Origin of the sequence: Micromonospora sp. NPDC047793 (genome assembly GCF_040642635.1) — a bacterium.
Taxonomy (GTDB): Bacteria; Actinomycetota; Actinomycetes; order Mycobacteriales; family Micromonosporaceae; genus Micromonospora.
Genome location: NZ_JBEYSG010000002.1, coordinates 27,027 through 43,474 on the forward strand (window position 1 = coordinate 27,027; position 16,448 = coordinate 43,474).

Consider the following 16,448-nt stretch of genomic DNA (forward strand, 5'->3'; position numbering starts at 1 on the left):
CACGCGGAGCCCGGTACGCAGAACGGGAGCACGATGAGGTGGCCCCCGTCATTCCCTTGCTTCGTGACAAGTAGTTTGTGGGTCCGCGGTGATAGAGTCCGGCCGGTCCAGGTCTAGGGGGGTAGTGCGATGGCGTTGAGCGCTGACGAGAGTGGCCGCTTGGCGGACCTGCTCACCGGTCAGGCCGGACAGATCGTCCAGCGGTGGACCGAGGTCCTCGCCGCCCAGTTGCGGGGCCGACTCAGCCAGGCCGAACTGGTCCGGCAGGTGCAGGAGATGCACCGGGTGCTGGTGGACGGGCTCGGCAAGGGTGTGGGCGACCTCGCCGCCGAGGAGGCCACCGAGCTGCGGGCCGTGCTCGCCGAGGTCTCCCGTGGGCAGGCCCGGCAGGGCTTCACCGCCAGCGAGACCGCCAGCAGCGTGTTCGCCCTCAAGGAGGCCCTGCTGACGGTCATGGAGACCGATCAGGGCACCGGAACCCTGCGCGACTTCGTCGCCTTCTCGGCGCTGGTCGACCAGATGGGCCTCTTCACCTTCGAGACCTACGTCCGCACCCGCGAGAGCCTCATCGCCGACCAGGCGGAGCAGTTGCTGGAGCTCTCCACCCCGGTGGTCAAGCTCTGGGAGGGCGTGGTGGCGGTGCCGCTGGTCGGCACGCTCGACTCGGCCCGCGCCCAGGTGGTGATGGAGCGGCTGTTGCAGACCCTGGTCGACACCGGCTCGCCGTACGCGATCATCGACATCACCGGCGTACCGGCGGTCGACACCCAGGTCGCCCAGCACATCCTGAAGACCGTGGTGGCGGCCCGCCTGATGGGCGCCGACTGCATCATCTCCGGCATCCGGCCGCAGATCGCCCAGACCATCGTCGCGCTCGGCATCGAGTTCGGCGACATCGCCACCAAGGCGAGCCTCGCCGACGCGCTGCGGCACGTGCTGCGGCTCACCGGCGTCGAGGCGAACCGGCGACAGACCCGCCGGGAGGTCTGATGGAGCGGGTGCCGATTCTCAAGATCGGCGACATCCTGCTGGTCTCCATCCAGCTCGACATGTCCGACCAGACGGCCGTGGCCCTCCAGGAGGACCTGGCCGAGCGGATCGTCGCCACCGGCTGTCACGGCGTGATCATCGACATCACCGCCCTGGACATCGTCGACTCCTTCGTCGGCCGGATGCTCTCCACCATCGCCTCCATCTCCCGGGTGCTCGATGCCGAGACGGTGGTGGTCGGGATGCGTCCGGCGGTCGCCATCACCCTGGTCGAGCTGGGCCTGTCGCTCAACGGCATCCGGACCGCCCTGAACGTCGAGCGCGGGATGGAACTCATCGCGGCCGACCGCGCCGACGACCTTCACGACGACGACTTCCACGACGGGGCGGATCCCGAGCCGACGGCGTCGTCATGACCAGCGGCGTCGACCTGGGGCGTCCCCAGGCGCAGACGGTCGGCAGCGACGAGGACGTGGTACGCGTCCGGCAACTGGTGCGTACCGTGGCGGTGGCGGTCAAGCTGTCGCTGGTCGACCAGACCAAGGTGGTCACCGCGGCCAGCGAGCTGGCCCGGAACACACTGGTGTACGGCGGTGGCGGCACGGTCGAGGTCTCCAAAGTCGACAACGGCCGCAGGTCCGGCATCACGATCGTCTTCGCGGACGACGGTCCGGGCATCGTCGACCTGGACCTCGCTCTGACCGACGGCTACACCACCGGCGGCGGCCTCGGTCTCGGCCTGAGCGGTGCCCGCCGGCTGGTGGACGAGTTCGACATCCAGACCGCGCCCGGGCAGGGCACCCGGATCACGATCACCAAGTGGTCCCGGTGACCGCCGCGCCGGTCTCCGACCGGGGCACCTGGTACCGCGTGGAGAACGGCAGCACCGGCAGTGCGGTGCGGCGGGCGGCCGAGCGCCTGGGGAATGAACTGGCTCTGCCCGAGGGCCGGATCGCCGACCTGGCCATCGTCGCCGCCGAGCTGACCAGCAATCTGATCAAGCACGCCGACGACGGTATGCTGCTGCTCCGGCCGGTACGCCGCGAGCTGGACGCCGGGGTCGAGCTGATCGCCCTGGACTCCGGTCCGGGCATGGCCGACCTGGCGCAGTCCGCGCGGGACGGGCACTCCACCACCGGCACCCTCGGCATCGGTCTGGGCGCGATCGTGCGCCAGGCGAGCTGGTTCGACGCGTACTCCTGGCCCGGCCGGGGCACCGTCATCGCGGTACGCGTGTTCGGGGGCGCGGACACCGACCTGCCCTGGGTCGGCGGGCTGACCCGGCCGCTGGCCGGCGAGACGGTCTGTGGGGACGGTTACGCCTGGCGGGTCGTCGGCGATCGCCGTCAGGTGCTGGTCACCGACGGTCTCGGGCACGGCCCGCTGGCCGGGGCGGCCACCGACGCCGCGCTCGCCGCGTTCCGTGGTGCCCCGGTCGCCGCCCCGGCCGAGGTGGTCGCCTACCTGCACCGCTCGCTGTCGCACACCCGTGGTGCCGCGCTCGCGGTGGCCGAGCCGGACCCGGCGGGGGCGGTGTTGCGGTACGCCGGGTTGGGCAACATCAGCGGCGTGGTCATCGACGCGGATGGCCGGCGGCGTGGCCTGGTCTCGCTGCCCGGAATCGCCGGGCACCAGCGGCCCACGATCCGGCAGTACGACTACCCGTTCGGCCCGGACAGCCTGCTGGTGATGCACTCCGACGGGGTGGTGGACCGCTGGCGAATCGAGGATTATCCCGGCCTCGTCGGGCGGTCGCCGCTGGTGACGGCCGCCACGTTGCTGCGCGACGCCGGGACCCGACGCGACGACGCCGGAGTACTGGTGGCAAGGTCCTGGTCATGACCACCGCCTCGCTGATGCAGATGGCGCTCCGGGTCGAACAGGACATCTTCGTGGTCCGCCAGCGTGGCCGCGAGGTGGCCGGCGTACTCGGCCTGGAGCACCAGGACCAGGTCCGGATCGCCACCGCGATCAGCGAGGTCGCCCGGGACCTGTTGCGGGCCGTCGGCGGGGCGGACGTGGTCTTCGCCGTCGCCGACACCGTGGACGGCCGTCACCACCTGCGCGTCGACCTCGTTCCGGTGGCGCCGCTGCCGGACGGGCGCTACCAGCCCGAGTCCGGCGCGGTGGCGCGTCTGGTGGACACACTCGGCGTGGTTGCCGAGGAGCAAGTTACGGTCGTCAGGATGTCGCGACGGATCCCGGCCACCGCTGCGGCGCTCACCCCCGAGCGCCTCGCCCAGTTGCGCGCCCGACTCGCCGAGAGCGCGCCGGGCACGGCGGAGGAGGAGCTCGCCACCCAGAACACCCAGCTCATCGCCGCCCTCGACGAGGTACGCACCCAGCGCGACGAGCTGGCCCGGCTCAACGAGGAACTGGAACAGACCAACCAAGGTGTGATGGCGCTGTACCACCAGCTCACCGACGAGCTGGAGGCGACGAACACGGGCGTCGTGGCGCTCTATGCGGAGCTGGACGAGAAGTCGGCGCAGTTGCGTGCCGCGAGCGAGTCCAAGACGCGGTTCCTGGCGAACGTCAGCCACGAGCTGCGGGCCCCGGTCACCGCGATCATCGGGCTGGCCCGGCTGTTGGGCGACTCCGCCTCCGACCCGCTCACCAGCGAGCAGGAGCGCCAGGTCGGCCTGATCCGTGGCTCCGCCTCGGATCTGCTGTCCCTGGTCAACGAGCTGCTCGACCTGGCCAAGGCGGAGTCCGGCCGGATCGAGCCGGCCATGGCGGACGTGGACCTCAAGGCCCTCTTCGGACAGTTGCGGGGCACCCTGCGGGCGCTGCCCACCGCCGGTGACGTGGCGCTGGTGGTGGAGGAGCCGCCGGCACCGGCCACACTGCGGACCGACGAGGTGCTGCTCGCCCAGGTGCTGCGCAACCTGCTGCACAACGGGTTGAAGTTCACCGCCGAGGGCGAGGTGCGGCTGCGCGCCGAGCAGCACGACGGTGGCTGGCGACTCTCCGTATCGGACACGGGGTCAGGCATCCCCGACGAGCTGCACGAGCGGGTGTTCGAGGAGTTCTACCAGGCGCCGGGCCCGACGCGGACCGGCGGCACCGGCCTCGGCCTGCCGTACGCCCGACGGCTGGTGACCCTGCTCGGCGGCACCCTCGACCTGGCCAGCGAACCCGGCCGGGGCAGCACCTTCACGGTCTCGCTGCCAGCGGACGGAGTCTGACGTGGACGGCGCCGCGACAGTTCTCGTGGTCGACGACAGCCGGACCAAGCGCTACCTGTTGGTGAGCTGGTTGACCCGGGCCGGTTTCACCGTGCTCGAAGCCGAGACGGGCGGCGAGGCGTTGCGCCGCGTCGGGGTCGACCCGGTCGACCTGGTGGTGCTCGACGTCCGGCTGCCGGACATGAGTGGCTTCGAGGTCTGCGAGCAGATCAAGGCGGCGCACCCGGCGCTGCCGGTGATCCACGTCTCCGCGCACGCGATCGACACCGCCGACCGCACCCAGGGGCTGACCCGGGGGGCGGACGCCTACCTGGCGGAGCCGATCGAGCCGGAAGAACTGGTCGCCACCGCCCACGCCGTGCTGCGCTACTACCAGGCGCGACAACGGGCCGAACTGCTCGCCGAACGCCTCACCGGGTTGGCCGACACCACCCTGGCGGTGCACTCCGCGCCGAACTTCGCCCGGCTGCTGGAATCGGCGGCGGCGGGAGCCGCCGAGATCTTCAAGAGTCCGGCCGCAGTGGTCGCCGAGACCTTCGACGGTGACTGTCTGGCCGGGGTTTCCACCGGTCCCGGTGCCGAGGGCCGCATCGTGCCCTGGGTGGTCGACGACACCGGGGTTCCGACCGGCACCGTCGTCACCGTGCAGGAGCCCGCCGGTTGGGCGCTCGTCGACTGGCCGACCGACGACACGGTCACGGTGGCCGCCGCCCGGCTGCGCGAGGACCGCGCGCCGATCTACATCGTGGTCCCCACCGGCACCCAGACCGCCCGTACGCCGGTGCTGGTCCAGCTCGCGCAGGCGGTGGCGTCGGCGGCGGAGGCGCAACGCTCCTTCGACGAGGAGCACCGGATCGCGGTGACCCTGCAACGCAGCCTCCTGCCACGGCGCATCCCCGAGATCGCCGGGCTCGACCTGGCCGTCCGGTACGAGCCGGCCAGCGCCCGGACCGAGGTGGGCGGCGACTTCTACGAGCTGGTGATGCTCGACGGCCACCTGCTGCTGGCCATCGGCGACGTGGCGGGCCACTCGCTGCACGCGGCGACGGTGATGGCCGAGCTGCGGCACGCGGTGCGGGCGTACGCGGTGGAGGGACACCAGCCGGGCGAGATCCTGCACCGGGTCAACGAGTTGATGCGGACGTTGCTGCCCGACGAGCTGGCGACCATCTGTGTGCTGCTGCTGGACCCGTCCACCGGACACGTCCGGCTGGCCAGTGCCGGGCACCTGCCGCCGCTGATCAATCAGGACGGCAAGGTCGAGTACGTGCAGCACTCCGCGCCGCTGCTCGGCGTACGCGCGCCCCGTCCGGCGGATCTGGAGTTCGTCCTGCCGGCCGGCGCGACGATGGTCTTCTACACCGACGGGTTGATCGAACGGCGGGACGCCACCATCGACGACGGACTGGCCGCCCTGTCGGTCAGTGCGTCCCGGGTGGACGACGACCTGGACCGCTTCTGCGAGCGCCTGCTCGTCGAACTCGCCCCGCACGAGATCCAGGACGACGTCGCCGTCGTCGCCCTCCGCCGCCGCTGAGGCGTTCCTGAGGGGTGATCTACCCCTGCTCGTCGTCGTCCGCCTGGCGTGGCTGGCGGTACTCGGCGATCCAGGCTTCGACCTCGGATTTAAGCCAGACGGAGCCGCCCATGAGGGTCTGAAACGGCTTCGGGAAGGCGGGATGCCAGACGAGCTGGCGGAAGCGTGACCGCCCGACGCCGAGCATCTGCTGAATCTCGCCTGGACCGACCAGCGGGCCGGGCACCTCGTCGCCCATGTCGCCGAAGGTAGACACAGCCATGCCTACCCAAATAGGTGTTCCCTATTCGGCCGCCATATATGGCCTGCCACATTTGACAGGGGGGTCGGTGTTGGGTTGGGATCGGGGTAGGCCCCTCGGCTGCTGGAGGCCGAGCCCGGCGGCCGAGGGCTTGCCGCCCGTCCCACCCCCGGGAGGAGCCCCGAATGGCGCAACGGCACGCCCCCGTCAGACCCCTCTGGTTCTGTGCCGCCTGTGCGCACGGTTGGCCGTGTGCGCCGGCCCGAGTCGAGCTGGCGGCCGACTACGGTCCAGGTCGACTGCTCGCGCTGGACATGGCCGACCTGCTCACCGAGGCGACCGCCGACCTGACCCGGCTCGGAGCGCCACCCGAGCCGCTGTACTTCTACGTCCGGTTCCTCGGCTGGGTCCGCAATCCGCCCCGATGACCGCTCACGCCGCCGACCAAGACCCCCTGGCGGGCCTCCGTCGGCGGCGAGTGGCGACGCGGTCAGTGTCGCCGGGAAGATGGCCGAGCGCGATCCTGGTCGGCGTACGCGCCGGGGGAGACGCCGGTGACGGCGGTGAAGTCGCGGATCAGGTGTGCCTGGTCGCTGTAGCCGAGTTCGGCGGCGAGGGCGGCCCAGTCGGGTGTGTTGCCCGCCGCTCGCTCGATCGCCTCGTGCAGCCGGTAGCGGCGGATCATCCACTTCGGGCCGACACCGATCTGGCTGAGGAAGAGGCGTTGCAGTCGGCGGACTGAGAGACCGTTGTCGCGGGCGAACCCGTCGACCCGCCGTACGTTCCGGTCGGTCCGGATCGCCTCGGCCAGCCGCATCGCCTCGTCGGTGACCGGGGCGGGCCGGGGTTCCCAGCCGGTCAGAAGGTCGTCGAGGGCGCGGCAGCGGGCGGCATCCGTACCGGCGCAGATCGCCGGGCTCGGTGCGGCGGCCGGCGGCCAGTGGTCGGCCAAGTCCGCGAACGACCGGCGTCGGCCCGTCAACTCCACCATCGGGCGACGCCAGAACGGGTGGAAGCCGCCCGGCCGGAACTGGATACCGCAGACCTGCCCGGTGTCGGCGAGTGTGGTCGAGAAGAGGCTCAGGCCGGGCCCGGCCACCTCGGCGTGTTCCGGACCGTCACCCTCGCGCGCGAACACCACGTTGACCGCTGGGTGCGCCACTACCCGCTGCTCGAACGGCTCGGTCAGAGCCCAGTCGACGAGCCAGTAGTGCTCGACCCATGGGCGTAGCGGTGCGGCGGGCAGGTGCCGACGGAAGCGGACCCGTCGCATCAGCCCGGCCGGTTCGAGAATGCCCCGGCTGTCCCCGCGCAGCTGTCGCATTTCTTCAAGACCACCCTCATACGCTGCCCATATGGCGACTCAGACTAGCGATCTCCTGGCGCTGGCGGCGCCGCGTACGGTGGCGGTGGTGCGGGCGGTCCGGGACGACCAACTGCACCTGCCGACGCCCTGCCGGGACTACGCCGTCCGCGATCTGCTCAACCATCTGTACGACGTGGTGGTCGCCTTCCAGGCGCTCGCCGCCCGGGAGCAGGTGACCTTCGCCGCCAAGCCCGATCACCTGCGCGAGGGCTGGCGGGACCGGTTCGAGGCGGAGACCCGTCGACTGGTCGCGGCATGGTCGGACCCGGCCAGCGAGGAGGGTGTCTCGCCGGGGATGGGGATGCCGCAGCCCGTGGTCGGCGGCATGGCGCTGCTCGACCTCACCGTGCACGGTTGGGACCTGGCGGTCGCCACCGGCCAGCCGTACGAGGCGGCCCCGCAGACGGTACCGGTGTTGCGCGAGTTGGTCGCACAGCTCGGCGCGCAGGGCCGCCAGATGGGTGTCTTCGCCGAGGAAGTGACCGCTGGCCCCGCCCTGCCGGAGCTGTCCCGGCTACTCGGAGCGACCGGACGGGACTCGGCGTGGAGTGCTTGACGGCAGCTATTCGCTGAGTGAATAGTGGGCTGGTGTCCACGTCGCACGTTCTGCTCGGGCTGCTCGCCACCGGCACCATGCACGGATACGAGCTGAAGCGGGCGTACGACGAGCGGTTGCCGCAGGCCCGCCCGTTGGCGTTCGGGCAGGTCTACGCGACGATCAACCGGCTGCTCCGCGACGGTCTGGTGGTCCCGGCGGGGCAGGAACGCCTCGCCGGACCGGACCGCACCGCCTACGCGCTGACCGACGAGGGACGGGCGGCACTGGACCAGTGGCTGGGCAGCGTCGAGCCACCCATGCCGCACGTCAACAGCGCGCTGTTCGCCAAGGTGGTGGTGGCGCTCCTGGACGCCGACGCGGACCGGGCCCGGACATACCTCGTCGCGCAGCGGCGGGCCCACACCGATCGGCTGCGCGAGCTGACCGCGCTCAAGACGGCACCGGAGGCCACCGTCGACGACGTCGTGGCAGCCGACTACGCCATCGCCCATCTCGACGCCGACCTGCGCTGGCTGCGCACCACCCTGGAGCGGGTCGCCGACTGGCACCGGGAGGTGCACTCGTGACGCAACTTCAGGCACGCGCGCTGGTCAAGTCGTACGGGCCGACACCCGCACTGCGGGGCCTCACCCTCGACGTCGCCGAGGGCGAGATCGTCGCGGTGACCGGGCCGAGCGGCTGCGGCAAGTCGACCCTGCTGCACTGCCTGGCGGGCATCCTGCGGCCCGACGCCGGTGAGGTGACCTGGCGGGACCACCGCATCGACACCTGGTCCGAGGCGGCCCGGTCGCGCCTGCGGCGTACCGAGTTCGGGGTGTTGTTCCAGTTCGGTCAGCTCGTCCCGGAGCTGACCGCGGCGGAGAACGTCGCGCTTCCGCTGCTGCTCGCCGGCACGGGGCGGCGAGCAGCGCGGACGGCGGCGCTCACCTGGCTCGACCGGTTGGGCGTGGCGGACTGCGCCGACGTGCGGCCGGGGGAGATGTCCGGCGGGCAACAGCAGCGCTGCGCCACCGCACGGGCCCTCGTCACCGAGCCACGGGTGCTCTTCGCCGACGAGCCGACCGGGGCGCTGGACTCGCTCACCGGCGAGCAGGTGCTCACCACACTCGTCCGGCTCACCCGCGAGCAGGGCACGGCGGTGGTGCTGGTGACGCACGAGCCCAGGATCGCCGCGTACGCCGACCGCGAGATCGTCATGCGCGACGGCGTCATCGACCACACCGGTCTCGGGCTGGACGCGCCGCTGACCGGCGGCGCGCGGTGAGACCGGGGACGCTGGCCCGGCTGGCCCTGGCCGGCAACCGCACCGACGCCGCCCGGGTGGTCCTGACCGCACTGAGCGCCACCCTGGCCGCCCTCGCCGGGCTGGCGGCGATGACCGTGCTGGCCATCGAGAAGCCACCGGGCCACGACTGGGAGCAGTCCCAGCAGTACGCGAACGCGCTGCTGCGCGAGCCGGGGCTGCGCGGCGGCACCGCCTTCGCGCTGCTGCTGCTGGCCGTACCCGTGCTGGCCCTGGCGGGGCAGAGTGCCCGGCTCGGTGCCCCGGCCCGGGACCGCCGCCTGGCCGCCCTGCGGTTGGCCGGCGCGACCCCGGGTCAGGTCACCCGGGTCGCGATGCTGGAGACCGGCCTCGCCGCGCTGGTCGGGACGCTTGTCGGCCTGGCGGTGTACCTCGGCGGGCGGGAACTGCTGCACCGCCCGGACGCCCAGGGTCAGCTCGCCCTGCCCACCGACGTCCTGCCCTCGGTGCCGGCGATCGCGGCGGTGACGCTGGGGCTGCCGCTGCTCGCGGCGGTGGGCACCGCGTTGCTGCTGCGCCGGGTCGCCACCACACCGCTGGGCGTGTTCCGGCGGGCCGGTCGGACCCGGTCACCCCAACCCTGGCCGGCACTGTTCATCGGCGGTGGTGTGGTGGTGACCGCGTTGGCCGAGCCGCTGCGGGAGGCAGTCGAGGGCGTCGACACGGACTGGATCGCGATCCTGTTGGCCCTCGGTCTCTTCGCCGTCGTGACGGGGGTGGTGCTCGGGACCGGATGGCTGTCGCACGCCGCCGGGCGGCTGCTGCACCGCCTCGCCCGAGGCCCGGCGACGCTGCTGGCCGCGCGACGGCTGACCGACGACCCGTGGACCAGCAGCCGCACCTTCGCGGCGCTGCTGGCCAGCGTCCTCATCGGTGCCGGTGCGGCGACGTTCCGGGCCTACTTCCAGCTCCGGCAACGGATCGAACAGGAGGAGAGCCTGGCCGCCGAATACCTCGGCGACGACCGGTCCTTCTATCTGAACACCATGGACCTGGTCGACCTGGCGGTCCTCGTGGCGGTCGTCATCGCCACGGCGGGCCTGCTGGTCACGCTGGTGGAGGGCATCGTCTCCCGCCGCCGGGCGTACGCCGCGCTGGTGGCCACCGGGGTGCCCCGGACCACCATCGGCACCTCGATCCTGGTCCAGGTGCTCGCGCCGGTGGTGCCCGCCGTGCTGCTCACGGTCGGCGTCGGGTACGCGATCGGGCGGCTGTTCACCGGCGACGTGGTCAGCGGCGGCTACACCCAGGAGGTGTGCCGGGCGCGCGCGGAACTGTGCGACGACCCGGCCACCCGCCCGCTGCACGTCGAACTCGTGCCGGTCGAGCGCGTGGTCCGCACGCCGGACGTACCCCTGGAGCAGCTCGCGCTGGTCGGCGGCGGTGCGCTGCTCGCGGTGCTGGTCACGGTCGGGCTGGGGCTGCTGTTCCTGCGGGCCAACACCGCGATGGAGGAACTACGAACCACCTGAGACGGCGTCCGCCATGGCCCAGGGCAGGCGCGCCCTGGGCCATGAGCGGCCGGTGGCCGGATGACGGGACGGTCAGGCGCGGCCGAGCCGGTCCAGGGTCCAGGCGTTGACGAACGCCTCCTCCCGCCAGGCGTCGTAGCGACCGCTGGGCCCGCCGTGGCCCGCCTCCATCTCGGTCTTGAGCAGGTATTCACCCTGCGGCGCGACGGCCCGCAGCCGGGCGATCCACTTCGCCGGCTCGTGATAGAGCACCCGGGTGTCGTTGAGGCTGGTCATCGCCAGGATCGCGGGGTAGTCGCGGTCGGCCACGTTCTCGTACGGGGTGTACGACTTCATGTAGGCGTACACCTCCGGGTCGGCGAGCGGGTTGCCCCACTCCTCCCACTCGGTGACGGTCAACGGCAGCGACGGGTCGAGGATCGTGCTGAGCGCGTCCACGAACGGCACCTGCGCGACGATGGCGGTGAACGCGTCCGGCGCGAGGTTGGCCACCGCGCCCATCAGCAGCCCGCCAGCCGAGCCGCCCCGGGCGAGCAGTCGGTCCGACGACGTCCAGCCCGCCTTGGCCAGGTGCCGGGCGCAGGCGACGAAATCGGTGAAGGTGTTCTTCTTGGCCAGCAGTTTGCCGTGCTCGTACCAGCTCCGGCCCAGCTCGCCGCCGCCCCGGATGTGGGCCACCGCGAAGATCACTCCACGGTCCAGCAGGGACAGTCGACCGACCGAGAACCAGGGGTCCATGCTGGCCTCGTACGAGCCGTACCCGTAGATGACGCAGGGTGCGGAGCCGTCGCGGGGGGTGTCCCGGCGGCAGACCAGCGAGATCGGCACCTTGGTCCCGTCGTCGGCCAGCGCCCAGTCCCGGTGCTGTTCGTAGTCCTCCGGCCGGTACTCCCGCCCGTCCGGGCCGGGCAGCACCGGTCGCCGCCGCAGCAGCGTCATCTCGCGGGTCACCAGGTCGTAGTCGTACACCGAGTCCGGGGTGACCAGCGAGGTGTAGCGCAGGCGTACCCGCCCGGTGAGGTACTCCGGGTTCGAGTCCAGCCCGACGGTGTGCAGCAGCTCCGGGAACGCGATGTCGTGCCCGTCGCCGCCGCCGCCGCCGACCGGCAGCACCCGCAACCCGGTGAGCCCGTTGGCGCGCAGCGTCACGACCAGGTGGTCGGCGAAGGCGTCGACGGCCTCCAGCCGGGTGCCGGGGGAGTGCGCGATCAGCGGCACCCAGTCGCCCGGGGCGTCGGCCGAGGTGTACGCCAGCGCGAAGTCCTCCGCGCCGTCGTTGTGCAGGATCAGGAACCGGTGCCCGTGGTGTTCCACCGAGTACTCGACGCCCTGCCGGCGGGGGGCGATCACGGCCGGCTCGCCGGTGGGGTTGCCGGCCGGGATGACGCGTACCTCGCTGGTGAGCTTGCTGGCGATGTCGATCAGGATGAAGCGCTCCGAGCGGGTCAGCTCGACCCCGACCCAGAACCGCTCGTCGTCCTCGGAGTGCACCACCACGTCGTCGGCGGCGGCCGTACCGAGCACGTGCCGCCAGACCCGGTGCGGACGCCAGGCGTCGTCCACCGTCACGTAGAACAGCACCGAGGCGTCGGCGGCCCAGGCGGTGCCGTAGAAGGTGTCCGGGATCTCGTCGGGCAGCAGCTCGCCGGTGGTGAGGTCCTTGATCCGGAGGGTGAAGCGTTCCTTGCCGGAGAAGTCGGTCGAGTACGCCAGGAAGCGGCCGTCCGGGCTGACGTCGAAGGCGCCCAGCGAGAAGAAGTCGTGGCCCTCGGCGAGCAGGTTGCCGTCGAGCAGCACCTCCTCGCCCTCCAGCGGGGCACCGGCGGGGCTGATCGGCGGCGTGGTCTCGCCGTCACGGACCGCCCGACGGCAGTGCACGCCGTACTGCTTGCCCTCGACCGTCCGGGAGTAGTACCAGTGCCCGCCCTTGCGCGTCGGCACCGACAGGTCGGTCTCCTGGGTGCGCCGGCGGATCTCCTCGAACAGTTCCGTGCGCAGGTCGGCGAGGTGCGCCGTACGTGATTCGGTCCAGGCGTTCTCGGCCTTGAGGTAGCCGATCGTCTCAGGGTCGTCCTTGGTGGCCAGCCAGGCGTACTCGTCGACGACGACGTCGCCGTGGTGGACGCGTTCGCTCGGCACCTGCCTGGCTACGGGTACGGGGGTCTCGGTGGTCACGGCGCCACGTTACCGGCAGGCCGGGCGTCTCGGGCGGCGCAAATGCCCACTTCGTCGTTCGAACACATGTACGATCGCTGCCATGGTGCCAGCGCGTTCCACCGGCGGGTCCGGTGCCCTCGACATCGCCCGTCGCCTTACCGACATCTGCGGCTCCCGCTTCGCCCGGTTCGCCGGCCCGGCCGACGAGGTGGCCGGGCGAGCGGCCCGCTGGGTCGCGGTGCCCGGCGGCGCCCACGCGGCGGCGGAGGTGCTGCGGCTCGCCGCGCGGCACGACCTGACGGTGGTGGCGCGCGGTGCCGGCACCAAGATCGATTGGGGAGCCGTTCCGGAACGGGTCGACATCATGCTCGACACCGGTCGGCTCGCCGGCATCGGTCACCAGCCGTCCGAGCGGGGCACCGCCGAGGTCGGTGCCGGCACGCCACTGCGCGCGGTGCAGGCCAGCCTGGAACGCACCGGTCAACGGCTCGCGCTCGACGCGCCCTCGCCCGGCGCCACGGTCGGCGGGGTGCTCGCCGCGGACGAGGCCGGTCCACTGCGCCACCGGCACGGCACCGCCTGCGACCAGCTCGTCGGCCTGCGCTACCTGGCCGCCGACGGTGACCTGGCCGAGGCCGGTGGCGGGGCTGCCGGGCTGGCCCAGGCCCGGCTGCTGTGCGGGTCGGAGGGCGCGCTCGGCGTGCTGGTCAGCGCCACCCTGCGGGTGCAGCCCCTGCCGGCCAGCCGGGTCTGGGTGACCCGCCCGGTGTGGACGCCGTTGGAGGTGCACGACCTGGTCCGGGCGGTGCTCGCCGCCCGGCTCGACCCGGCTGCCATCGAGGTGGACCTGCCGGCCGGCACGGGACCCCGGCCGAGGGACCGCCGGGCCGAGTCGATGGCGCGCCATCCGTCCATGACGGGGCGCCCGTCGACCGGCCCGGCGGGGGCCGGCTCGCTGGTGGTGCTGCTCGAAGGTGGGCCGTCCGACGTGGCGGAGCGCGCCGACCGGCTCCGGTCGATGCTCGGCTCCCGGGCCGTCGTCGCCCGATCGGCACCGTCCTGGTGGCGCAGCTACCCGTTCGCCCCCGGTGACACCGCGCTCCGGCTGGAGGTGCCGATCAGTGACCTGCACGCCGCCGTCTACGCGCTGCGGGACGCGGCCGGCTCGCCGGTGCCGGTCCGGGGCTCCGCCGGTCTCGGCGTGGTGCACGCCGCACTGCCCGGCACGATGGCACCCGACCGGGTGGCGTCGATCCTGGTCGCGGTGCGCGGCGTGCTGCTCGCCCGACAGGGGCGTTGCCTGGTGCTCTCCGCGCCGCCCGCCGTCCGGCGAGCCGTCGACCTGTGGGGCGAGCTGACCGGCGTGGCCCGGATGCGCGCCGTCAAGCAGCACCTCGACCCGGGTCACCGGCTGGCCCCCGGTCGCCTCCCCGGTGGCCTCTGAGCCACGCCGGCCGTGGCGCTGCGCAGTCCTGGGGACGAAGCGCAGCTCCGTCGGTCAGACCGCGTCGTTGCGCAGGACCAGGATGGCGATGTCGTCCCGGGGTGCCTCGACCGAGAAGTTGATCGCGGTGGCGCGCAGCCGGGCCGCCACCACGTCCGCCGAGTAGCCGGCGAGCGGCCCGGCGGCGTCCCGGAGCCGACCGGTGCCGAACAGTTCCCGGCCCCGGCGTCGCTCGGTCACGCCGTCGGTGTAGAAGACCAGGCAGTCGCCGGGATCGAGGGCGATGTCCAGGGTCGGCGAGGTGATCGTGTCGAGCAGGCCGAGCGCGGTGCCGCCGGTGCCGACGAACGCGGCCGGGCCACCGGACGCGCGCACCAGCACCGGCCGGTCGTGGCCGGCCAGGTGCAGCCCCACGTCGAGTTGCCCGTTCTCACCCTGCCCGACCGCCGCCAGCGCCAACGTGCAGTACCGTCCGGCACCCCGCTCGACGAGCGTCTCGTTGAGCCGGGACAGCACCTCGGGCAGCGGCTTGCCGTCCCCGGCCAGCACCCGGATCACGTCCCGGACCAGCCCGGTGACCGCAGCGGCCTGCACCCCCTTGCCGGAGACGTCGCCGATCACCACCAGCCAACGGCCGTCCGGCATCGGCACCACGTCGTAGAAGTCGCCGCCGACCTCGGCGTCGTCGCCGGTCGGCACGTACTCGGCGGCGAAGCCGATGCCCTCCACCACCGGAAGCACCGGCGGCAGCAGCGACTGTTGCAGCGTCTGTGCCACCCGCCGACGTTCGGCGTGGATGCGGGCGTTCTCGATCGCCAGGGCGGCACGCCGGGCCACGTCCTCCAGCACCGCGATCTCGTCGGGATCGTGCCGGTGCCGCTGATGCCGGCCGACGGCCAGCGTGCCGAGGCGCTGACCTCGGGCGATCAGCGGCACGGCGAAGCCCTCCATCGGCGCGCCCAACGGCGTCTGGGTGCCGTTGCGACTCGCCTCGCGCAGCCGGGCCTGGACCGAGTCCGGTCCCGCCTCGCGCAGCGTCGCGTGCAGATGCGGCAGCATCGACTCGTCGGCGTGACTGGCCGCGGCCAGCTTGAGTCGACCCCACTCGTCGGTGGTGTGCACGGCACACCACTGACCGAGCCGGGGCACCACGAGCTGCGGGACGAGCGCCATCGTCAGCTCCACGTCCAGGGACTGGGCGAGCAGCTCGCTGGCCTCGGCGAGGAAGGTCAACCAGGCCTGCCGCCGGACGTCGGCGCGGCGCAGCCGGTCGTTCTCCAGGTGCAGCGACAGCCGCTCGGCGGTCAGCAGGGCCAACGGCCGGGCGTACGCGGTGGGGGCGGCGTCGAGTTCCAGCTCACCGGCGTACGGGCGGTGCACCGCCAGCGGCACCCGGAGCAGGTCGTTGCCGGGGCGGGGCTGTCGGCCGTACCGGGCGAGGACCTGTGGGCCGTGCCCGTCGCCCCGGTCCAGGCGCACCACCCCGCCGGCCGCGCCGACCATCTCCGCCACCCGGGTGAGCAGGCTGGTGGCGAAGTCCGGCAGCGGATCGTCCGCGTACGGGTCGGGGGTGGGCTGCATCAGGGCGCTCATCGCCCCGGCGCTCGGCACCGAGGAGTGGCCGCCGTCCGAACGGCCGATCGGCGGGGCGAAGTCGTCCGGGCGTCCGGGCTGCGGCCCGTCGCGCTCCAACCGGAACCACACGCCCTTGCCGCTGGGCAGGTAGGTGGTGCCCCAACGGCTCGCGAAGTGGTCGACCAGCAGCAGGCCGCGCCCGCGCTCGGCGACCTCGGTGATGTCGGTCTCCACGTTCCGCACGCCGACGGTCAGCTCGTCGACCGGCCCGGAGGCGAAGTCCGACACGGTCACGGTCAGCCCGGTCGAGTCGGCGCTGACCTCGATGTCGAGTTCGGTGCGGGCGTGCTCGACCGCGTTGGTGGAGAGCTCCGTGGTGAGCAGGAGCGCCTCGTTGAGAAGTTCGTCCAGGTTCGCCTCGGCAAGTACGGACCGGACGACGGCTCGCGCGGCGGCCGGCGTACGCCGATCGGCGGGCAGCCGGACCCGCCGGACGTGCTCCTCCGGGCCCCCGTCCGTCGTTGGCCCCACCGCCGCTGACACTCTCGTATCCTGCCCCGGCACCCGGCCCGTGCCAAGCCGATCACGGGTCGGGTCCGGAATACGGACGGCGGTG

16 protein-coding genes are annotated in these 16,448 nt (G+C 72.7%); 12 read left to right on the forward strand and 4 right to left on the reverse strand.

All coding sequences use genetic code 11. The annotated features are described in order from the left end of the window. Positions 1 to 129 precede the first annotated feature (129 nt). From ABZ738_RS04745 to ABZ738_RS04770, 6 genes are read left to right on the forward strand one after another with little or no spacing between them, the layout of a single operon-like run. On the forward strand, positions 130 to 990 hold the full coding sequence (locus tag ABZ738_RS04745) for an STAS domain-containing protein (RefSeq protein WP_357211046.1): 861 nt from the start codon (positions 130 to 132) through the stop codon (positions 988 to 990). Continuing rightward, the gene (locus tag ABZ738_RS04750) at positions 990 to 1,406 is read left to right on the forward strand and encodes an STAS domain-containing protein (protein WP_176092306.1); all 417 of its coding nucleotides are present in this window, start codon (positions 990 to 992) and stop codon (positions 1,404 to 1,406) included. Before ABZ738_RS04745 ends, ABZ738_RS04750 begins: the two co-directional genes overlap by 1 nt. After that, entirely contained in the window at positions 1,403 to 1,822 is a 420-nt protein-coding gene (locus ABZ738_RS04755) for an ATP-binding protein (RefSeq protein ID WP_131056583.1), read from the forward strand. Before ABZ738_RS04750 ends, ABZ738_RS04755 begins: the two co-directional genes overlap by 4 nt. Beyond that, positions 1,810 to 2,832 carry an ATP-binding SpoIIE family protein phosphatase gene (locus tag ABZ738_RS04760; protein ID WP_357211049.1) on the forward strand — a complete coding sequence of 341 codons (1,023 nt, stop codon included), beginning with the start codon at positions 1,810 to 1,812 and terminating at the stop codon, positions 2,830 to 2,832. Before ABZ738_RS04755 ends, ABZ738_RS04760 begins: the two co-directional genes overlap by 13 nt. Continuing rightward, positions 2,829 to 4,178 carry a sensor histidine kinase gene (locus tag ABZ738_RS04765; protein WP_357211052.1) on the forward strand — a complete coding sequence of 450 codons (1,350 nt, stop codon included), beginning with the start codon at positions 2,829 to 2,831 and terminating at the stop codon, positions 4,176 to 4,178. Before ABZ738_RS04760 ends, ABZ738_RS04765 begins: the two co-directional genes overlap by 4 nt. Before the next feature lies 1 nt (position 4,179). After that, complete coding sequence (locus ABZ738_RS04770; RefSeq protein ID WP_357211055.1) at positions 4,180 to 5,715, forward strand: SpoIIE family protein phosphatase; 1,536 nt, start codon at positions 4,180 to 4,182, stop codon at positions 5,713 to 5,715. A gap of 19 nt (positions 5,716 to 5,734) precedes the next feature. On the opposite strand, the gene ABZ738_RS04775 is transcribed toward ABZ738_RS04770, so the two are convergent. Further along, the gene (locus tag ABZ738_RS04775; RefSeq protein ID WP_131054236.1) at positions 5,735 to 5,953 is read right to left on the reverse strand and encodes an AlpA family phage regulatory protein; all 219 of its coding nucleotides are present in this window, start codon (positions 5,951 to 5,953) and stop codon (positions 5,735 to 5,737) included. Between the two features lie 188 nt (positions 5,954 to 6,141). Here ABZ738_RS04775 and ABZ738_RS04780 point away from each other — a divergent pair, with 188 nt between their 5' ends. After that, entirely contained in the window at positions 6,142 to 6,384 is a 243-nt protein-coding gene (locus ABZ738_RS04780) for a flavin reductase (RefSeq protein WP_131054235.1), read from the forward strand. A 62-nt stretch (positions 6,385 to 6,446) separates the two neighbouring features. Here ABZ738_RS04780 and ABZ738_RS04785 read toward each other — a convergent pair whose 3' ends face one another. Then, positions 6,447 to 7,280 (reverse strand): helix-turn-helix domain-containing protein, encoded by an 834-nt coding sequence (locus ABZ738_RS04785; protein ID WP_131054234.1) that lies wholly within the window; start codon positions 7,278 to 7,280, stop codon positions 6,447 to 6,449. 31 nt (positions 7,281 to 7,311) lie between these two features. Here ABZ738_RS04785 and ABZ738_RS04790 point away from each other — a divergent pair, with 31 nt between their 5' ends. From ABZ738_RS04790 to ABZ738_RS04805, 4 genes are read left to right on the forward strand one after another with little or no spacing between them, the layout of a single operon-like run. Then, the gene (locus ABZ738_RS04790) at positions 7,312 to 7,878 is read left to right on the forward strand and encodes a TIGR03086 family metal-binding protein (RefSeq protein ID WP_131054233.1); all 567 of its coding nucleotides are present in this window, start codon (positions 7,312 to 7,314) and stop codon (positions 7,876 to 7,878) included. A gap of 32 nt (positions 7,879 to 7,910) precedes the next feature. Further along, positions 7,911 to 8,447, forward strand: coding sequence for a PadR family transcriptional regulator (locus ABZ738_RS04795; protein WP_357211059.1), 537 nt, complete (start codon positions 7,911 to 7,913; stop codon positions 8,445 to 8,447). Continuing rightward, positions 8,444 to 9,145 carry an ABC transporter ATP-binding protein gene (locus ABZ738_RS04800; RefSeq protein ID WP_176092314.1) on the forward strand — a complete coding sequence of 234 codons (702 nt, stop codon included), beginning with the start codon at positions 8,444 to 8,446 and terminating at the stop codon, positions 9,143 to 9,145. Before ABZ738_RS04795 ends, ABZ738_RS04800 begins: the two co-directional genes overlap by 4 nt. Then, entirely contained in the window at positions 9,142 to 10,656 is a 1,515-nt protein-coding gene (locus ABZ738_RS04805) for an FtsX-like permease family protein (protein ID WP_357211063.1), read from the forward strand. Before ABZ738_RS04800 ends, ABZ738_RS04805 begins: the two co-directional genes overlap by 4 nt. Before the next feature lie 72 nt (positions 10,657 to 10,728). Here ABZ738_RS04805 and ABZ738_RS04810 read toward each other — a convergent pair whose 3' ends face one another. Further along, complete coding sequence (locus ABZ738_RS04810) at positions 10,729 to 12,831, reverse strand: S9 family peptidase (RefSeq protein ID WP_357211065.1); 2,103 nt, start codon at positions 12,829 to 12,831, stop codon at positions 10,729 to 10,731. An 82-nt stretch (positions 12,832 to 12,913) separates the two neighbouring features. Between ABZ738_RS04810 and ABZ738_RS04815 the strand changes: the two genes are divergently transcribed. After that, positions 12,914 to 14,257: an FAD-binding oxidoreductase gene (locus ABZ738_RS04815; protein WP_176092316.1), complete on the forward strand. Its 1,344-nt coding sequence runs from the start codon at positions 12,914 to 12,916 to the stop codon at positions 14,255 to 14,257. 54 nt (positions 14,258 to 14,311) lie between these two features. Here ABZ738_RS04815 and ABZ738_RS04820 read toward each other — a convergent pair whose 3' ends face one another. Beyond that, on the reverse strand, positions 14,312 to 16,375 hold the full coding sequence (locus ABZ738_RS04820) for a SpoIIE family protein phosphatase (protein ID WP_131053683.1): 2,064 nt from the start codon (positions 16,373 to 16,375) through the stop codon (positions 14,312 to 14,314). Positions 16,376 to 16,448: the final 73 nt, after the last annotated feature.

What these genes read in the sequence shown, in the direction of transcription:
- ABZ738_RS04745 (WP_357211046.1), top strand. Translation starts at nt 130, where the DNA reads ATGGCGTTGAGCGCTGACGAGAGTGGCCGCTTGGCGGACCTGCTCACC.
- ABZ738_RS04750 (WP_176092306.1), top strand. Translation starts at nt 990, where the DNA reads ATGGAGCGGGTGCCGATTCTCAAGATCGGCGACATCCTGCTGGTCTCC.
- ABZ738_RS04755 (WP_131056583.1), top strand. Translation starts at nt 1,403, where the DNA reads ATGACCAGCGGCGTCGACCTGGGGCGTCCCCAGGCGCAGACGGTCGGC.
- ABZ738_RS04765 (WP_357211052.1), top strand. Translation starts at nt 2,829, where the DNA reads ATGACCACCGCCTCGCTGATGCAGATGGCGCTCCGGGTCGAACAGGAC.
- ABZ738_RS04775 (WP_131054236.1), bottom strand. Translation starts at nt 5,953, where the DNA reads ATGGGCGACGAGGTGCCCGGCCCGCTGGTCGGTCCAGGCGAGATTCAG.
- ABZ738_RS04780 (WP_131054235.1), top strand. Translation starts at nt 6,142, where the DNA reads ATGGCGCAACGGCACGCCCCCGTCAGACCCCTCTGGTTCTGTGCCGCC.
- ABZ738_RS04785 (WP_131054234.1), bottom strand. Translation starts at nt 7,280, where the DNA reads ATGCGACAGCTGCGCGGGGACAGCCGGGGCATTCTCGAACCGGCCGGG.
- ABZ738_RS04790 (WP_131054233.1), top strand. Translation starts at nt 7,312, where the DNA reads ATGGCGACTCAGACTAGCGATCTCCTGGCGCTGGCGGCGCCGCGTACG.
- ABZ738_RS04815 (WP_176092316.1), top strand. Translation starts at nt 12,914, where the DNA reads ATGGTGCCAGCGCGTTCCACCGGCGGGTCCGGTGCCCTCGACATCGCC.